General features: G+C 68.3%; 15 protein-coding genes. 10 read left to right on the forward strand and 5 right to left on the reverse strand.

The features are described 5' to 3' along the window. Window positions 1-11: 11 nt before the first annotated feature. From LJ656_RS02745 to LJ656_RS02775, 7 genes are all read left to right on the forward strand, one after another. The gene (locus LJ656_RS02745) at window positions 12-1745 is read left to right on the forward strand and encodes a methanol/ethanol family PQQ-dependent dehydrogenase (RefSeq protein ID WP_230507729.1); all 1734 of its coding nucleotides are present in this window, start codon (window positions 12-14) and stop codon (window positions 1743-1745) included. Between the two features lie 46 nt (window positions 1746-1791). Continuing rightward, the gene (locus LJ656_RS02750) at window positions 1792-3183 is read left to right on the forward strand and encodes a c-type cytochrome (RefSeq protein ID WP_230507730.1); all 1392 of its coding nucleotides are present in this window, start codon (window positions 1792-1794) and stop codon (window positions 3181-3183) included. Window positions 3184-3204: 21 nt separating this feature from the next. Beyond that, window positions 3205-3519 carry a high-potential iron-sulfur protein gene (locus LJ656_RS02755; protein ID WP_230507911.1) on the forward strand — a complete coding sequence of 105 codons (315 nt, stop codon included), beginning with the start codon at window positions 3205-3207 and terminating at the stop codon, window positions 3517-3519. Between the two features lie 242 nt (window positions 3520-3761). After that, window positions 3762-4838, forward strand: coding sequence for an LLM class flavin-dependent oxidoreductase (locus tag LJ656_RS02760; RefSeq protein WP_230507731.1), 1077 nt, complete (start codon window positions 3762-3764; stop codon window positions 4836-4838). 18 nt (window positions 4839-4856) lie between these two features. Next, on the forward strand, window positions 4857-5669 hold the full coding sequence (locus LJ656_RS02765) for a class II aldolase/adducin family protein (RefSeq protein WP_230507732.1): 813 nt from the start codon (window positions 4857-4859) through the stop codon (window positions 5667-5669). After that, the gene (locus LJ656_RS02770) at window positions 5669-6265 is read left to right on the forward strand and encodes a cysteine dioxygenase family protein (RefSeq protein ID WP_230507733.1); all 597 of its coding nucleotides are present in this window, start codon (window positions 5669-5671) and stop codon (window positions 6263-6265) included. The genes LJ656_RS02765 and LJ656_RS02770 overlap by 1 nt, the downstream gene beginning before the upstream one ends. Further along, entirely contained in the window at window positions 6262-7869 is a 1608-nt protein-coding gene (locus LJ656_RS02775; RefSeq protein ID WP_230507734.1) for a rhodanese homology domain-containing protein, read from the forward strand. The genes LJ656_RS02770 and LJ656_RS02775 overlap by 4 nt, the downstream gene beginning before the upstream one ends. 15 nt (window positions 7870-7884) lie before the next feature. Here LJ656_RS02775 and LJ656_RS02780 read toward each other — a convergent pair whose 3' ends face one another. After that, complete coding sequence (locus LJ656_RS02780; RefSeq protein ID WP_230507735.1) at window positions 7885-8796, reverse strand: LysR family transcriptional regulator; 912 nt, start codon at window positions 8794-8796, stop codon at window positions 7885-7887. 207 nt (window positions 8797-9003) lie between these two features. On the opposite strand from LJ656_RS02780, the gene LJ656_RS02785 reads away from it, so the two are divergent. From LJ656_RS02785 to LJ656_RS02795, 3 genes are all read left to right on the forward strand, one after another. Next, a complete protein-coding gene (locus LJ656_RS02785; RefSeq protein ID WP_230507736.1) occupies window positions 9004-9987 on the forward strand; it encodes an ABC transporter substrate-binding protein in 984 nt (327 codons plus the stop codon). Between the two features lie 60 nt (window positions 9988-10047). Next, window positions 10048-11265 carry an acyl-CoA dehydrogenase family protein gene (locus tag LJ656_RS02790; protein ID WP_230507737.1) on the forward strand — a complete coding sequence of 406 codons (1218 nt, stop codon included), beginning with the start codon at window positions 10048-10050 and terminating at the stop codon, window positions 11263-11265. A 117-nt stretch (window positions 11266-11382) separates the two neighbouring features. Continuing rightward, entirely contained in the window at window positions 11383-12486 is a 1104-nt protein-coding gene (locus LJ656_RS02795) for an LLM class flavin-dependent oxidoreductase (RefSeq protein WP_230507738.1), read from the forward strand. Between the two features lie 21 nt (window positions 12487-12507). Here the strand turns inward: LJ656_RS02795 and LJ656_RS02800 are convergent, their stop codons facing one another. From LJ656_RS02800 to LJ656_RS02815, 4 genes are all read right to left on the reverse strand, one after another. Then, window positions 12508-13545 (reverse strand): ABC transporter substrate-binding protein, encoded by a 1038-nt coding sequence (locus LJ656_RS02800; protein ID WP_230507739.1) that lies wholly within the window; start codon window positions 13543-13545, stop codon window positions 12508-12510. Window positions 13546-13642: 97 nt separating this feature from the next. Further along, window positions 13643-14476, reverse strand: a complete 834-nt coding sequence (locus tag LJ656_RS02805; RefSeq protein WP_230507740.1) for an ABC transporter ATP-binding protein — start codon at window positions 14474-14476, stop codon at window positions 13643-13645. Beyond that, the gene (locus LJ656_RS02810) at window positions 14470-15594 is read right to left on the reverse strand and encodes an ABC transporter permease (protein ID WP_425605896.1); all 1125 of its coding nucleotides are present in this window, start codon (window positions 15592-15594) and stop codon (window positions 14470-14472) included. The genes LJ656_RS02805 and LJ656_RS02810 overlap by 7 nt, the downstream gene beginning before the upstream one ends. Further along, a complete protein-coding gene (locus LJ656_RS02815; RefSeq protein WP_329958789.1) occupies window positions 15581-15913 on the reverse strand; it encodes a type 2 periplasmic-binding domain-containing protein in 333 nt (110 codons plus the stop codon). Before LJ656_RS02815 ends, LJ656_RS02810 begins: the two co-directional genes overlap by 14 nt. Between the last annotated feature and the right edge of the window lie 84 nt (window positions 15914-15997).

Genomic DNA, 15997 nt, shown 5'->3' on the forward strand with positions numbered 1-15997 from the left:
AGGAGACGATTATGGAAAAGCGTTCGGCCGCCGCCGGCCGGCTGGCTGTCAGTGGAGCGGGCATCGCGCTCGCGGTCGCGATGAGCGTGAATATGGCCGCGGTGTCGGCGGCCCCGGATTATCCGGCGGTCACCTATCAGCGCCTGTCGCAAGCGCAGAACGATCCGGGCTGGCTCACCTACTACCGCAGCTATAGCGGCCAGTCGCATTCGCCCCTGAAGCAGATCGATGCATCAAATGTCGCCGGACTGAAGCAGGCGTGGAGCTATCAGTTCCCGGCCGATCTGAAGCAGGGTTTCGAAGCCACGCCGATCGTCAACGGCAACTATCTGTTCGTCACGACGCCGAAGGACAACGTCTACGCGTTCGACGCGAAGACCGGCGAGCAGTTGTGGAAATTCGAACCGAAGCTCGACGCGCTGTCGTTCAAGACCGCCTGCTGCGACGTGGTCAATCGCGGCGTCGCGCTGTACGGCAAGAACGTCTACGTGGCGATGCTCAACGGCGAGGTGGCCGCGCTCGACGCGCAATCGGGCAACGTGGTGTGGAGGAAGCAGATGTTCGAGCCGGGCCAGGGCTACGCGTTCTCGCTCGCGCCGCTCGCGCTCGACGGCTCGATCGTGGTCGGCACGTCCGGCGGCGAATACGGGATTCGCGGCTATATCGCCGCGCTCAGTCCGGAAGACGGCTCGACGCTGTGGAAGCGCTACACGATTCCCGCCGCCGGCGAGAAAGGCAGCGACACGTGGCCCGACGGCATGCAGGAACACGGCGGCGGCGCCGCGTGGCTGACCGGCACCTATGACGCGGCCAGCCAGACGCTGTACTGGGGCGTCGGCAACCCGGGCCCGTGGCTCGCCGCTTTGCGTCCCGGCGACAATCTGTACTCCGATTCATTGCTCGCGCTCAATCCCAAGAACGGCGAGCTGAAATGGCACTACCAGTACACCAATAACGATACGTGGGACTACGACGGCGTGAACACGCCGGTGCTCGCGAACATCAGCTACAAGGGCAAAAAGTACGACGCGATCATTCACGCGGACCGCAACGGCTTCTTTCACGCGATCGATCGCAAGACCGGCAAGCTGATCTATGCCGAGCCGTTCGTGAAGGCGTTGTCGGTGACCGGCTACACCGCCGACGGCAAGCCGGTGCAGGACGCGAGCCGGTTCCCGAAGGCCGGCACCACGATCAACACGTGCCCGAGTTTTCTGGGCGGCAAGAACTGGTGGTCGGTCTCGTACGACCCCGAGCGCCATATCGCGGTGGTGCCGTCGCTGCATGCGTGCATGAGCCTGTCCGGCAAGTCGGTCAGCTATATGGAGGGCCTGCCCTACCTCGGCGAAGGCTTCGAAATCCAGCCAGAACCGGGCAGCCAGGGCTTCGGCGAACTGCAGGCGATCGACGTGAACACCGGCAAGAAGCTGTGGGGCCACTGGACCAGAATGCCGTGGAACGGCGGCGTCGCGACGACCGCCAGCGGCCTCGCGTTCAGCGGTTCGCTCGACGGCCATCTGTACGCGTTCGACGTCGCCACCGGCAAGGTGCTGTGGGAGAGCCCGCAACTGGCGAGCGGCGTGATCGCGCAACCGTCGGTGTTCGAAGTCGATGGTAAGGAGTACGTCGCGGTGCTGGCCGGCTACGGCGGCGCCAATCCGATCTGGGGCGGCCCGATGGCCGACATCGCGAAGGACGTACCGCGCGGCGGCACGCTCTACGTGTTCGCGCTCGAGCGCGGTTGAGCCCGCTTGAGCACGGTTAAGCCCGCCATCACAGGAACGCGCCATCATGAACATTCGACTTACCCACGTGGCGATCGTGGCGATTGCCAGCGCGCTCGTCGTCGCACACGCGCAGGCTCATGCCGCACCTCGAGCCGCCAATCAAGCCGCCGCACGCGCCGATACCGGCACGCAGAGCGCGAGCGCCGCGCCAGACTTATCCAGCGTACGAGTCTGCACGCTGCCCGGCAGCCCGTCGGCCGAACTCGATAAAGCCGTGGCGCGCGCGGTGCTCAGTACCGCCGGCATCACCGCGCGCTTCGCGAAGCGCGGCATCGACGACGACGGCGGCGACGACGGTATCTCCGCTCACGAATTGAGCCAGTCGCTGCAACGCGACTGCGACGTGATCGCGGGCTTTCCGCGTTCGAGCGTCGCCGACGGCTCCGACTCGCAACTGCTGTTTTCGAGCGGCTATCTGCACTCCGGCTACGTGACCGTCAGACTGCGCGGCACGCGGGCGGCCGCTGCCAGCGTCGCCGAGGCGGACGGCAAGGTCACGATCGCGGCGACCTGGTCGAGCCCCGCGCAACTGATCGCGGTCCAGCAGAAGGATGCCCGCTTCGACCTCGAAACGTCGTCGGAGCTGACCGTCGATGCGCTCGCGAAAGGCCGCGCGCAGCGCGCGATCGTCTGGTATCCGGCGGTGGTCGCATACCGGCGCGCGCATCCGCAGCATCAGTTCGACGTGGCGCTCGCCGTGTCGCCGTATGCGGACTGGAACCTGGTGTTCGCGTCGGGGCCCGGCACGCAGGCGCTGCAACAGCGGATCGATGCCGCGCTCACGACGCTGCGCGACGATGGCCGGCTCGCCGCGCTGACGCGCAACTGGATGTTGCCTGCCGGCACTTCGGCGGGCGCGGCCCTTCCAGCTTCACCAGCCAATGCAGCCAATGCAGCCAGCCGGCACGCCGCGCTCGCCGTCGCCGTGGCCCGGTCACCGGCGCGCTATCTCGACGGCCCGCGCGCGCCGTCGCCGCGCGCCGGGTTCATGCGCGCGAGCGGCACCTCGACCGGCGGCGGCTTCATCAAGGTCGCGGCGAGCAGCGGCGGCCCCGCGCCGTCGTTCGATCGCGACCAGGTTGCGCACGGCGAACACCTGTATGCGGACTCGTGCGCGAAATGCCACGGCGAGAAGCTCGAAGGCATTACCGCGCCGGCGCTGAACGGCCCGTCATTCGCGCCGGCGGCGAACTCGCATCTGACGATCGGCGGCATCTATCAGTACATGTCGACCAACATGCCCGCCGACAAGCCCGGCAAGATGAGCGACGAGGAATACGCGGATCTGATGGCGTTTCTGCTCTATACGAACGGCTACGACACCGGCGACGCGAAGCTGACCGCGCAAGCCGCGCAGACATCGAAAACGCCGCTGAACGCAGGGCCGCGGCATTGAGACATGACTGAGGACGAAAAGATGATCTCCCGCAATCGCAGAACCTTTCTTCTCCAGGCCGCCGGACTGTGCGCGGCGCTCGCGAGCGCCGGCGAGGCGCTGGCCGCCGCGCCGCTCGTCGATGAAAGCGATCCGACCGCCGCATCGCTCGGCTATCGCGCGAAGGCCGCTAGCGTCGACACCGCGAAATTTCCGAAGTACCACGCGGGCGAGCGGTGCGCGAACTGCCGCTTCTACACCGGCGCGGCAGCCGACGCGGCGGGACCGTGCCCGATGTTCGCGGGCAAAACCGTGGCGGCCGACGGCTGGTGCAACGTCTATGCGCCGCGAGCTTGAGCGCGTGCGCGCGACTTCATACAGCGGGTAGCGCATCACGCTCCCGCTCGCCGTTACATCGCAAGCGCAAGCACCAGCGCAAGCCCACGCACGATATGCGCCCTTTATATCTTTAGCTCGATTTAATATTTAGTTCCCGCATAACCCGGTGATAGCCTGAGTGCCTTCTCAGGCGTTGCAACGGGTCCCCTCCGCTGCCACGACCAATCCTCTATTCCAGCGAATCCGCACAAGGAGCCATCGTGAGCGTCGAATTCATCGGCATGATCCAGCAACGCAAGATTTCGGAGACGCACGCCGCGCAAGGTCCCGCGATCGACACCGACTACGTGCGCGCGTTCGCCCAGGCTCATGAGAACGCGGGCTTCGATCGCATCCTCGTGCCGCACAGCTCGACCAGTCCCGATGCGACCATCACGATCGCCTACGCCGCGAGCGTGACCTCGCGCGTGCACTTCATGCTCGCGCATCGGCCGGGCTTCGTCGCGCCGACGCTGGCGGCCCGCCAACTCGCGACGCTCGACCACTTCACGGGCGGACGGCTCGGGGTGCACTTCATTTCCGGCGGCAGCGACGAGGACCAGCGCCGCGACGGCGACTTCCTCGGCCACGACGAGCGCTATGCCCGCACCGACGAGTATCTGCAGATCCTGCGCCGGGTCTGGACTGAAGACCAGCCGTTCGATCATGAGGGCCGCTTTTACCGCTTCGAAAAGGCGTTCTCCGAAGTCAAGCCGAAACAGAGCCCGCATCTGCCGATCTATTTCGGCGGTGCGTCCGCGCCGGCGCTCGAGGTCGCGGGCAAGCACGCGGACGTGTACGCGCTGTGGGGCGAATCGCAGCAACAGGTGCATGAACAGATCACCCGGGTGCGCGCCGAGGCGGCCAGGCACGGCCGCAGCGTGCGCTTCTCGGTATCGTTCCGGCCGATCCTCGCCGCGACGGAGGCGGCCGCATGGGAACGCGCCGAACACATTCTCGAAGAAACGCGCCGGCTGCGCGTCGAACAGGGCTTCGCGCGCGGCGGCCCGCAACAGAGCGAGGGCGCGCGCCGGCTGCTGGCCGCCGCCGGCGACGGCGTGCGGGCGGACGAGCGCCTGTGGACCGCGGTGGCCAAGGAGATCGGCGGCCGCTCGAATTCGACCGCGCTGGTCGGCACGCCCGCGCAGGTCGCGCAGACGCTGGCCGAATATCATGCGCTCGGCGTGACCACGTTCCTGATCCGCGGCTTCGATCCGCTCGAAGACGCGATCGATTACGGCCGCGAACTGATTCCCGCGACCCGCGAACTGACATCGCGCGCGCGTCACGCCGCATAACGGGGAGCGCATTTCATCATGAGCACAGTACTCGCCGACCCGCCGCCACTCGCGTTTCGCACCACTGCGTTGCGCCGTTTCTGGTTCGATGACGAGACGCCGCCGCGCTCGCCAGCGCAGGAACGTCTGCACCGCCAGCAACGCCTCGCCGCCGCATTCCGGCTGTTCGCGCAGCACGGCTTCGCGCAAGGCCTCGCCGGCCACATCACCGCGCGCGACCCCGAATGGACCGATCACTTCTGGGTCAATCCGCTCGGCCGCCACTTCGGCCGTATCCGCGTGTCCGATCTGCTGCTCGTCAACAGTCACGGTGAGATCGTAATCGGCGAAGGACCGCTCAATCAGGCCGCGTTCGCGATTCACGCGGCGATTCACGAGGCCCGGCCCGACGTGGTCGCCGCCGCGCATACGCATTCGCTGTACGGCAAGGCGTGGTCGACGCTCGGCCGCAAGCTCGATCCGTTGACGCAGGACGCCTGTGCGTTCTACGAGGATCATGCGCTGTTCGACGACTTTCGCGGCGTCGTGCTCGACACCAGCGAAGGCGCGCGCATCGCCGCCGCGCTGGGACCGCACAAGGCCGTGATCCTGAAGAACCACGGCATCCTGACCGCCGGTCCGTCGGTGGAAGCCGCCGCGTGGTGGTACCTCTCGCTCGACAACGCGTGCCACGCGCAACTGCTCGCCGAAGCGGCCGGCACGCCGCAGCCGATCCCGCACGAAATGGCCGCGCTGACCCATCAACAGGTCGGCCGCGCCAACGGCGCGCTGCATGCGTTCGACAGCCTGTATGAAGGGCTCGTCGAAGCCGAACCGGAGCTACTCGACTGATGGCCAATCATCGATTGCGCGGTTTCGTCGGCGAGATCGCCGCGCTGGTCGACGCCGGCCTCCGCGAAGCCGAACTGCTCGAACGCGGCGCGCATGCGCTGCGCGCGCTGATCGGCGTCGACGACTGGTTGCCGGATGCGTATGCGCAGGCATCGGCCGAGCGGTATCAGCAATACCTGTTGTATGCCGATGCGCGCCAGCGTTTCAGCGTCGTCAGCTTCGTGTGGGGCCCGGGTCAGCAGACGCCGATTCACGACCATACGGTGTGGGGCTTGATCGGCGTGCTGCGCGGCGCCGAACTGGCCGCGCCGTTCGTGCGCAATGACGACGGCACGCTGCGCCAGAGCGGCGCCGAAGTGCGCCTGGAAGCCGGCGACGTCGAAGCGGTGTCGCCCCGCATCGGCGATATTCACCGGGTGCGCAACGCGTACGACGACCGCACGTCGATCAGCATCCACGTGTACGGCGCCAACATCGGCGCGGTGCGTCGCTCGACCTATGCGCCCACCGGCCAGCCGAAGCCGTTCATTTCCGGCTACTCGAACCAGTCACTGCCTAATCTGTGGGATCTCAGCAAGGAAGCGCATCACCCATGACGACCTATCCGGTTCGCACTTATGAAGACGTGCGCGAAGCGCTGCTCGCGCGCCGCGAAATCGCGCTGCTCGACGTGCGCGAAGAAGACCCGCACGCGCACGCGCATCCGCTCTTTGCGGCGAATCTGCCGCTGTCGAAGCTCGAACTCGAAGCCTATACGCGGCTGCCCCGCCGCGACGTGCCGATCGTGCTGTTCGATGCCGGCGAAGGACTCGCGGCGCGCGCGGCCGCGAAATTCGCGGCGCTCGGTTATACCAGCGTCGCATTGCTGGCCGGCGGCCTCGACGGCTGGATCCGCGCGGGCGGCGAGGTGTTTCGCGACGTCAATGCACCGAGCAAGGCGTTCGGCGAGTTCGTCGAAGCGCACCGGCACACACCGTCGCTGTCCGCCGAAGCCGTCGACACGCTGCTGCGCAACGGCGACGACGTGGTCGTGCTCGACGCGCGGCGCTTCGACGAATACCAGACCATGAACATCCCGGGCAGCATCAGCGTGCCGGGCGCCGAACTCGTGCTTCGCGCACGCGCGCTCGCGCCGGACCCGAGCACCCGGGTGATCGTCAATTGCGCGGGCCGCACGCGCAGCATCATCGGTGCGCAGTCGCTCGTCAACGCTGGGCTGCCGAATCCGGTCGCGGCGCTGCGCAACGGCACGATCGGCTGGACGCTCGCGGGGCAATCGCTCGAACACGGCAGCGACAGGCGTTTCGAGCCCGGCGCAGGGCTCGATCCGCGGCAGCTCGGCGCTTCGCGCGTGGCCGCGCGTGCGCTGGCCGAGCGGGCCGGCGTGGGCCGCACCACGCTCGACGAAGCCGCGCGCTGGGCCGGCGAAGCCACCCGCACCACCTACCGCTTCGACGTGCGCACGCCGGCGGAATACGAGCACGCGCACGCGCCCGGTTTTCAGGGCGCGCCGGGCGGCCAACTCGTTCAGGAAACCGATATGTTCGCGCCGGTACGCGGCGCGCGCGTCGTGCTGTTCGACGACGACGGCGTGCGCGCGAACATGACCGCGTCGTGGCTCGCGCAGATGAACATCGAGGTGTACGTGGTCGATCGGGCGACGCCCGACGCGCTCACCGAAAGCGGACCGTGGCGCGCGCCGAAACCGGCGCCGCTGCCTGCCGCGCTCGTCAGCACGGACGAACTCGCGGCGCTGCTCGCCGATCCGGCGAGCGGCACCGTGGTGATCGACGTGACGTCCAGCGCGAATCACGTAAAGGCGCATATTCCAGGCGCGCATTGGCTGGTGCGCTCGCGGCTCGGCAACGACACCGGCGATCTGCGCGCGCTGCCCGATGCGAAGCGCTATGTGGTCACCTGCGCGAGCAGCGCGCTCGCGCAATTCGCCGCCCCGGAAATCGCCGCGCTCACCGGCAAACCGGTGCATGTGCTCGACGGCGGCACCGCCGCATGGCTGCGCGCGGGCCTGCCGGGCGAAAGCGGCTATGCTCGCCTCGCGTCACCGCGGATCGATCGCTACCGGCGGCCGTATGAAGGCACCGACAACGGACGTGAAGCGATGAACGCGTATCTGGAATGGGAGTATGGCCTCGTCGCGCAGCTCGAACGCGACGGCACGCATGGCTTCTTCGTGATCTGAGCGGCGCGCGCCCGCTCACGCCGCGCGCGGCAGCCGCGCGGCCCTGAAGCTCTGCTCGACACTTTGCGCGAGCGTCGCGAGTGCCGACTGCATTTTGCCGAGCGCGCGCGAACGCACGATCCACACCGCTATTTCCGGTTTGAAGTCGCTGAGCTGGATCACGTCGAGCCGCTCGGCGTGGGCGCTCGCGCGCAGCAACGGCAACGGCACCAGACCGAGCCCGACGCCGTCGGCGACCAGACCCAACTGCAGTTCGGTGCCGAGCGTCTCGAGGTTCAGTTTCAGCGCATGGCCCTGCGCGGCGAGCGCCTGTTGCAGTCCGGCGCGAAACCCGCAGCCGTCCGGATTGAGCACCCAGCCGCGCGACTGGCATGCGGCCAGCGTCTGCGCGCGCGTTTTCAGCGTTCCTTTTGCCGCGACCACCGCGAGCTTCAACTCGCCGAGCGCGTGGCCGGCCAACTCGTCGGGCAACACGCGGTTGGCCGGCAACAGCACGATCGCCGCGTCCAGCTCGCCGTCTTCCACCTTTTGCATCAGCGGCTTGCCCCAGCCGGTCGAAACCCGCGCCTGCAACTCCGGATGCGCGCCGCGCAACGCGTGCAAGGCCTTCAGCATCGCGACATCGGCGACCGTTTGCGCGACGCCCAGACGCAACACGCCGGCGAGCGGCGCGTCGTCGGTAACGAGGTGCCTGAGCGCGTCGACCTCGCGCACGATCGCGCGACATTGCTCGTACACCGCGCGCCCCATCGGCGTGGTTTTCAGCGGCTTGGTATTGCGGTCGAGCAACTCGACGCCGAGCGCTTCCTCGAAATTCTGGATACGGCGCGTGACGGCCGGTTGCGTGAGCGCCAGTGACTCGGCGGCCTGACTCAGCGACTGGCTGCGTACGACCGCGACGAAGGCCTCGATTTCATCGAGTTTCATGAAATGGGATCGCGATGGATGACGGTTTGGATGATGGTTCGAAAGGTCCGTTGGTGCGGGACCGCAGGCAGCAGCTTAGCGCGTCGGCGGGTGCCGGCACAAGCCGGCCGGCTTTTCTCTTACGCATATTAACAAAGAAGAACAATGCGTTTGCCTTATAAAAGTCCGGTCCGTATCGTGTGCTTTTAGTCACCTGCTCCGTCTGTCATGCCCTCTCCTGCAAATCGATTCCTGCGCAAATTTTCCGCACGCCTCGCGGGCACGCTCTGCGCCCCGCTTACGCTGTGCGCGCTGCTCGCCGCGGCCCCGCATGCGGCGCTGGCCGAGCCCACGCTGAAGGTCGGCGATCAGCAACTGCAAACCCGCGGCATTCTGGAAGCGTCCGGACAACTGAACAATCTGCCGTACCGGATCGAATGGTTCAACTTCCCGGCCGCGCAACCGCTCGGCGAAGCGCTCAACGCGGGCGCGATCGACGTGGGCGGCCTCGGCGATGCGCCGCTGATCTTCGCGTATGCGGCGGGCGCGCGCGTGCGCGCGGTCGCGGCGACCCGCTCGATTCCGCGCGACCTCGCGATCATCGTGCCCGACGCGTCGCCGATCCGCTCGGCCGCCGACCTCAAAGGCAAGCGCATCGCGACGACGCGCGGCTCGATCGGCCACTATCTGGCGATCGCGACGCTCGAACGCGCCGGCATCCCCCTGTCCGAGGTGTCGCTGCGTTTCATGCAGCCGGCCGATGCGAAGGCCGCGCTCGCGTCCGGCAACGTCGATGCGTGGTCCACCTGGGACCCGTATGTCGCGCTCGCCGAACAGAGGGACCATGACCGCAGCATCGCGAACGGGATCGATCTGACGTCGGGGCTCAGCTTCCAGGCGGCGACCGAGACCTCGATCAAGGACAAGCACGCGCAGATCGCCGATTTCCTGAAGCGGGTCGCCGCCGGCCAGCGCTGGGCGCTCGCGCATCCGGACGAAGTCGCGGCGATGCAGTCGAAGGTCACCGGCCTGCCGCCCGAGGTGTTGAAGACGGTCTACCAGCGCGCGCAGCTACATCCGGTCGCGATCGACGACGGCCTGATCGCCGAACAGCAGAAGACCGCCGATCTGTATCACCGCGCGGACGTGATCAAGGCCCGCCTCGATGTCACGCCGAGCTTCGACCGGCAATTCCCGCTCGAGGCGCGCTGAACGCCGCGCGCCCGCCCAGTCCGAACAAACCCGCTACGAACCCGCTGCGAACCGCCCACGATGACCAGCCGTCTACCCGACACCGCCCTTGCCGGCACCGAACGCGACGCCGCCGCACTCGACGCGCTCGCCGATCTCGATAGCCCGCGGGCCGCCGCGTGGCTCGATGCGCTGAGCCGCGATTTCGCGGCCGGCGCGGCCGCACTCGACGCCGACGCGAGTTTTCCGCACGACAATCTCGCGCGCCTGCGCGCGGCCGGTCTGTTGTCGCTGACCGTGCCGCGCGCGCTCGGCGGCTGCGAGGCGACGCTCGCGCAAACGCTGCGGGTGATCCGCGCGGTCGCGCGCGGCGAGCCGTCGACCGCGCTGATCCTGCTGATGCAATGCCTGTATCACCTGCGTCTGCAGGCCAATCCGAACTGGCCGGCCGCGCTGAAGGAACGCATCGCGCGCGACGCGGTGGAGCGCGGCGCGCTGATCAATTCGCTGCGGGTCGAGCCGGAGCTCGGTTCGCCGTCGCGCGGCGGTCTGCCGGCGACGGTCGGTCAACGCGCGCAAGACCACTGGCTGCTGCACGGCCGCAAGCTCTACTCGACCGGCAGCCCCGGCCTCACGTGGTTCGCGGTGTGGGGCCGCACGGATGAAGCGGCGCCGCGCGTCGGCACGTGGCTCGTGCATCGCGACACGCCGGGCATCCGTATCGGCGAGCGCTGGAATCATCTCGGCATGCGCGCGACCGGCAGTCACGAGGTGATCTTCGAGAACGTGCGCGTGCCGCTCGATCACGCGGTCGATCTGCAGGCGCCGGGCGAAGCCACCGGCATGGATCCGCTGACCGGTATGTGGATGAACGTGCTGCTGCCGGCGATCTACGACGGCGTCGCCCGCGCCGCGCGCGACTGGTTCGTGCAATGGGCCGCGCGGCGCAGGCCGTCCGGGCTGGCCGCGCCGCTGTCGAGTCTCGAACGGTTCCAGCAGACGGCCGGCCGGATCGACGCCCTGCTGCTCGGCAATCGCACGCTGCTCGACGCGGGCGCCGCCGGCCTCGTCGATGCCGCCCAGGCGCCGGTGCTCAAGTATCTCGTCAGCCAGCATGCGATCGAGGCCGTGCAGCTCGCGCTCGAAGCGAGCAGCAACCCGGGGCTGAGCCGCGACAACCCGCTGGAGCGCCACTATCGCGACGTGCTGTGCGCGCGCATTCACACTCCGCAGAACGACACCGTGCTCGGCAATCTCGGCCGCGCCGCTTTCGCGGCGGTCGCGGCGCACACCGCCTGAGCCGTCTATCTGATCGCAGCCGGCGCGGGCAGCGCCGGTTTGCATGGCGGCTTTCGGCAAGCCCGCAGCGCGTCATCCCGGCGCGTCATTCCATCCAACCACCAGGAGCTTCCGCCCATGAGCGTCGAATTTATCGGCTACGTGAGCCACCAGGAATCGAGTGAAATCCATTTACCGCGGGGACCGGCGCTCAATCCGCCGTATATCGCCGCGGTCGCGCAAGCGCATGAATACGGCCGCTTCGATCGCGTGCTGATCGCCCATTCGAGCGCGTCGCCCGACGGCTTGCAGATCGCGTCGTTCGTCGCGCAACAGACCAGGCGCCTGGGCATCCTGCTCGCGCATCGCCCTGGTTTCGTCGCGCCGACGCTTGCCGCGCGCCAGCTCGCGACGCTCGATCACTTCAGCGCGGGACGCGCGGCCGTACACATCATTTCCGGCGGCGACGACGTCGAGCAGCAGCGCGACGGCGACTACCTCGCGCACGACGAACGCTACCGCCGCACCGACGAATATCTCGACGTCGTCAAACGCGCGTGGACCAGCGACACGCCGTTCGACCACGCCGGCGCGCACTACCGGGTCAGCGGTCACAAGTCGCAGATCCGGCCGCTGCAACAGCCGCATCTGCCGGTCTATTTCGGCGGCTCGTCGGACGCGGCGATCGAAGTCGCCGGCAAGCATGCGGACGTCTACGCGCTGTGGGGCGAATCGCTCGCGGCGGTCGAGGAGACGATCGCCAAGGTGCGCGCGGCCGCGGCCCGCCATGGGCGCGAGCGGCAGATCCGTTTCAGCCTGTCGCTGCGGCCGATCCTCGCCGCGACCGAAGAGGCCGCGTGGGCGCGCGCCGAAGCGATTCTCGCTCGCGCGCGCGAGGTGGTCGCGGCATCGCCGAATTTCACGCGACGGCCCAAGGACCCGCAAAATGTCGGCTCGCTGCGGCTGCTGGCTGAAGCCGATAAAGGCAGCGTCGTCGATCGGCGGCTGTGGACCGGCATCACCGCGCTCACGCGCGCGGCCGGCAATTCGACCGCGCTGGTCGGCACGCCGCAACAGGTCAGCGACGCACTGCTCGAGTATCACAAGCTCGGCGTGACGACGTTCCTGATTCGCGGCTTCGATCCGCTCGAAGACGCGCTCGCGTATGGCCGCGATCTGCTGCCGCTGGTGCGCGACGCCGTGGCGCGCAAAGCAGCGGCAGCCGACGCGCTGGCCGCCTGAGCGTTGCCCGAGCGTTGCGGGTCAAGCCAGCACGTCGGCGAACACCCGCGTCGCGAAACGATCCGAAGCGGTGCCGGCATTCAGTACACCGACCGATTTCAGATCGTCCGCATACAACGCGATTTCCTTTTTGAACGCGTCGCCGACCGGGTGGTGACGATCGGTATGGCTCCTGAGCATCTCGGCCAGTTGCGCGACGTTCGCGCCCGGTGCGTTCGGCGCGAAAATCACGGCGGCTTCGGCCGGATGATCGGCGGTCCACTCGGTCGCCTCCAGCAGCGCCTGGGTCAGCGCCTGGGCGGTTGCCCGGTCCTTGCGGATCAGCGAGCCGCGCACGCCGAGCACGCAGCACACGCGGTTCGCGTACTCGCCGCACAGGTTGTTCGACACTTCGTGCAGATGGTCGGTCTCGCGCAGCGTCCAGATCGTCGGATCGCCATCGGCGACCGCCTGCACCTCGCCCTTCTTCAACGCCTCGCCGAGCAGCGGCGCCGGATACTGGCGCCAGTGCACGTCGTTGTCGGGGTCGATGCCGAGCTTTTTCAGCGTGATCGCGAAGAAGTTCTTCGCCGGGCTCGCCATGTCGCTGACGCCGACCGTGCGCCCCTTGAGTCCCTGCAAATCGACGATGCCCGACGCGCGCGTGGCCAGCAGGCGCATGCAGCCGCCGTGAATGCCGGCCGTCAGCTTGACGTCGAAGCCCTGTTCGAGCGGCTTGATCCAGCGCAGCGCCATGCCGACGCCGGCATCGGACTTGCCGGTGGCGATCGCTTCGAGCAACTGGTCGGTCGAACCGGCGAAATTGACCAGTTCGACCTGCAGACCGTGCTTGCGGAAAATGCCCTGCTGCGCGGCGACCGGCACCGGCGCGGTGCAGATCGCGGTCGCATTCCACGATAGTTTGAGCGGCTTGAGCGCTTCGTCGGCCGACGCGCTCGCGCCCGGCAGCGCGAACGCGCCGCCGCCCAGCGCCGCCGCGCCCGCGGCCCATGCGGTATTGCGCAGCCACGCGCGGCGCGCGCGGTTGACCGGCGCGGCCTGGTCGTCGAAAAGATTCATTGGTGTCGTGATCCGGAAGTTGAGAAGTGAAAGGTGAGACGCCGCTCGCGCGCTTGCGCGCGCACGGCGCGAGTCGGGTGGTTGGGTGGTCAGGTGCTCAGGTTTCCAGGCCGAGCAGCGCGAGCACTTCGCGACGCAACGCGACGAGCGCCGGGTCATCGCGATGGCGCGGATACGGCGCGTCGTTGCGCACCTGCGCGACGATCCGCGCGGGCCGCTCGCTGAGCACGATCACGCGATTGGCGACAAACAGCGCTTCCTCGACGTCGTGCGTGACGAGCAGCACGGAGAAGCCTTGCGACTGCCATAGCTGCACCAGTTCGCTTTGCATGCGGATGCGCGTGAGCGAGTCGAGCTTGCCGAACGGCTCGTCGAGTATCAGCAGACGCGGATCGTTGACGAGCGCGCGGGCCAGTGCGGCGCGCTGCGCCATGCCGCCCGACAACTGATGCGGATACGCGTCGGCGAAGCCGGCGAGGCCGACCAGGTCGAGCGCCGCATCGATGCGCGCGGCGGCGTCGCGTTTGGTGCCGCGCGCCTCGGGCCCGAGCGCGACGTTCTCGCGCACGCTGCGCCACGGGAACAGCGTCGGGTCCTGAAACACCACCACGCGCGACGGCTCGGGTCCGCTTACGCGCTCGCCGTCGGCGTCGATCGTGCCTTGTGCCGGCGCTTCGAGGCCGGCCACGAGCCGCAGCAAGGTCGACTTGCCGCAACCGCTCGGACCGAGCAGCGCGACGAACTCGCCGGGCTCGATCGCGAGACTGACCTCGTCCAGCACGGCCAGCGCGGCGCCGCCCAGCGCGAAGCGGTGACTGACAGCGCGGATGTCGATGTGCGCGCCGCGCTGCGCGGCGCGCGCGAGCGGCGCGGTGGGGCGCACCTCGGCGGCGTGCGTTGGGGACACCCCGGTTCGAGCAGCGACTACCATTTGAGCATTCCTTTCTGCCAGGCGAGCAAGCGGTCGCGCACGCGAAACAGCAACGTGATCAACCCGGAGCACATCAGCGCCATCACCAGCAGCGCCGCATACATGTTCGAATAAGCGGCCCAACCCTGAGCCCATTGCAGGTACCAGCCGAGCCCCGCTTTTACGCCCATCATCTCGGCGACGATCAGGACCGCGAACGATGCGCCGAGCCCCATGAACAGGCCGACGAACACCGACGGCAACGCGGCCGGAATCGCCACGCGCAGAATCAGGAACGCGGGTCGCGCGCCGAGCGTACGCGCCACGTCGTAGTACGCGGAGTTGACGCTGGCGACGCCGGACCACGTCAGCACGGCGACCGGAAACGCGGTGGCCAGCGCGATCAGAAACACGCTCGCGCTGAAGCTCGACGGAAAGAAAAAGAACGCGAGCGGCAGCCAGGCGGTAGCGGGCAACGGCCCGATCAGCCGCAACACCGGATGCAGCCAGTAGCCGACGGCCTTCGACCAGCCGATCGCGACACCGATCCCGAAACCCGCCAGCGCACCCAGCAGATAGCCATACGCCAGTAGTACGAACGAATGGGCGACGCTGGCCGCGAGCCGCGGCAGGTCGTCCACATAGACCGCGAGCAGTGCCTGCGGCGGCGCAAAGAACGGTCGCGGCAGCCACTCCAGCTGCGCGGTCACGACTTCCCAGCCGGTGATGCCGAGCGCCAGCGCCAGCAACCACGGCGCCGTATCGATCCGCGTCGCGAGCCACCCCGCGGCCCGCGCGCTCGCCGGCTGCGGCCGCCGCCGCGCCGCGCGCTCCGTGCGCCAGCTCGCCACGGCAAGCGAGAGCGCCAGCGCCGCGAGCAGCAGTTTTAGAAGCAGCAGTTCGCGCGTGTATGGCCAGTCGTCGAGCGCGGGCCACCATTGCGTGAGCGCCGCGCCGCCGAGCCAGCCGAGCGCGGCGAGCAGCGCGACGAACCGTTTGCGCGACGCGTTAACTGCCGGCGCGGCCGGCGCGGCGGAAGCGGCGGGCGCAGCCGAGGCGCCGGGGCCGGCCGGTGCGGGCGTCGCTGACTGGGACGACAGCGCGTCGCGCTCCGTCAGGGCGAGATCAGGCGTTGGCAAGATGGGGCTCCGGGATGGCGCGCATGTCGATGTGACGCGGCCGGATCGCATCGCGATACGTGCGATAGGCGCGATACGCGCGGTCCGCGACGCTTTGCAGCGACGGGGCGCCGACGGCCGCGGCGAGCACCGGCGGATCGCCGGCCGGTGCCGGCGCGATGGAGCCCGCGCGCTGCGCTTCGACCAGCGTCGCGGCGCCGCGGGAATTCGCATAGCGCCACGCGTACGGCGTGCCGTCGAGCGCTTGGGCCGCTGTGGCTAGCGTGCGTAGCTGCGTGCGCCACGCTGTCGAAAAAGAGGTTGAAACAGATGCGCTCATAAGCCCTCGCTGTCGATATGCCGGACAGCGTAGCGACGAACGAGCGCGCTGAGAATTATTCTATTTTTATATGTTTATCTCAGG

The organism is Paraburkholderia sejongensis (genome assembly GCF_020880815.1).
Classification (GTDB): Bacteria; Pseudomonadota; Gammaproteobacteria; order Burkholderiales; family Burkholderiaceae; genus Paraburkholderia; species Paraburkholderia sejongensis.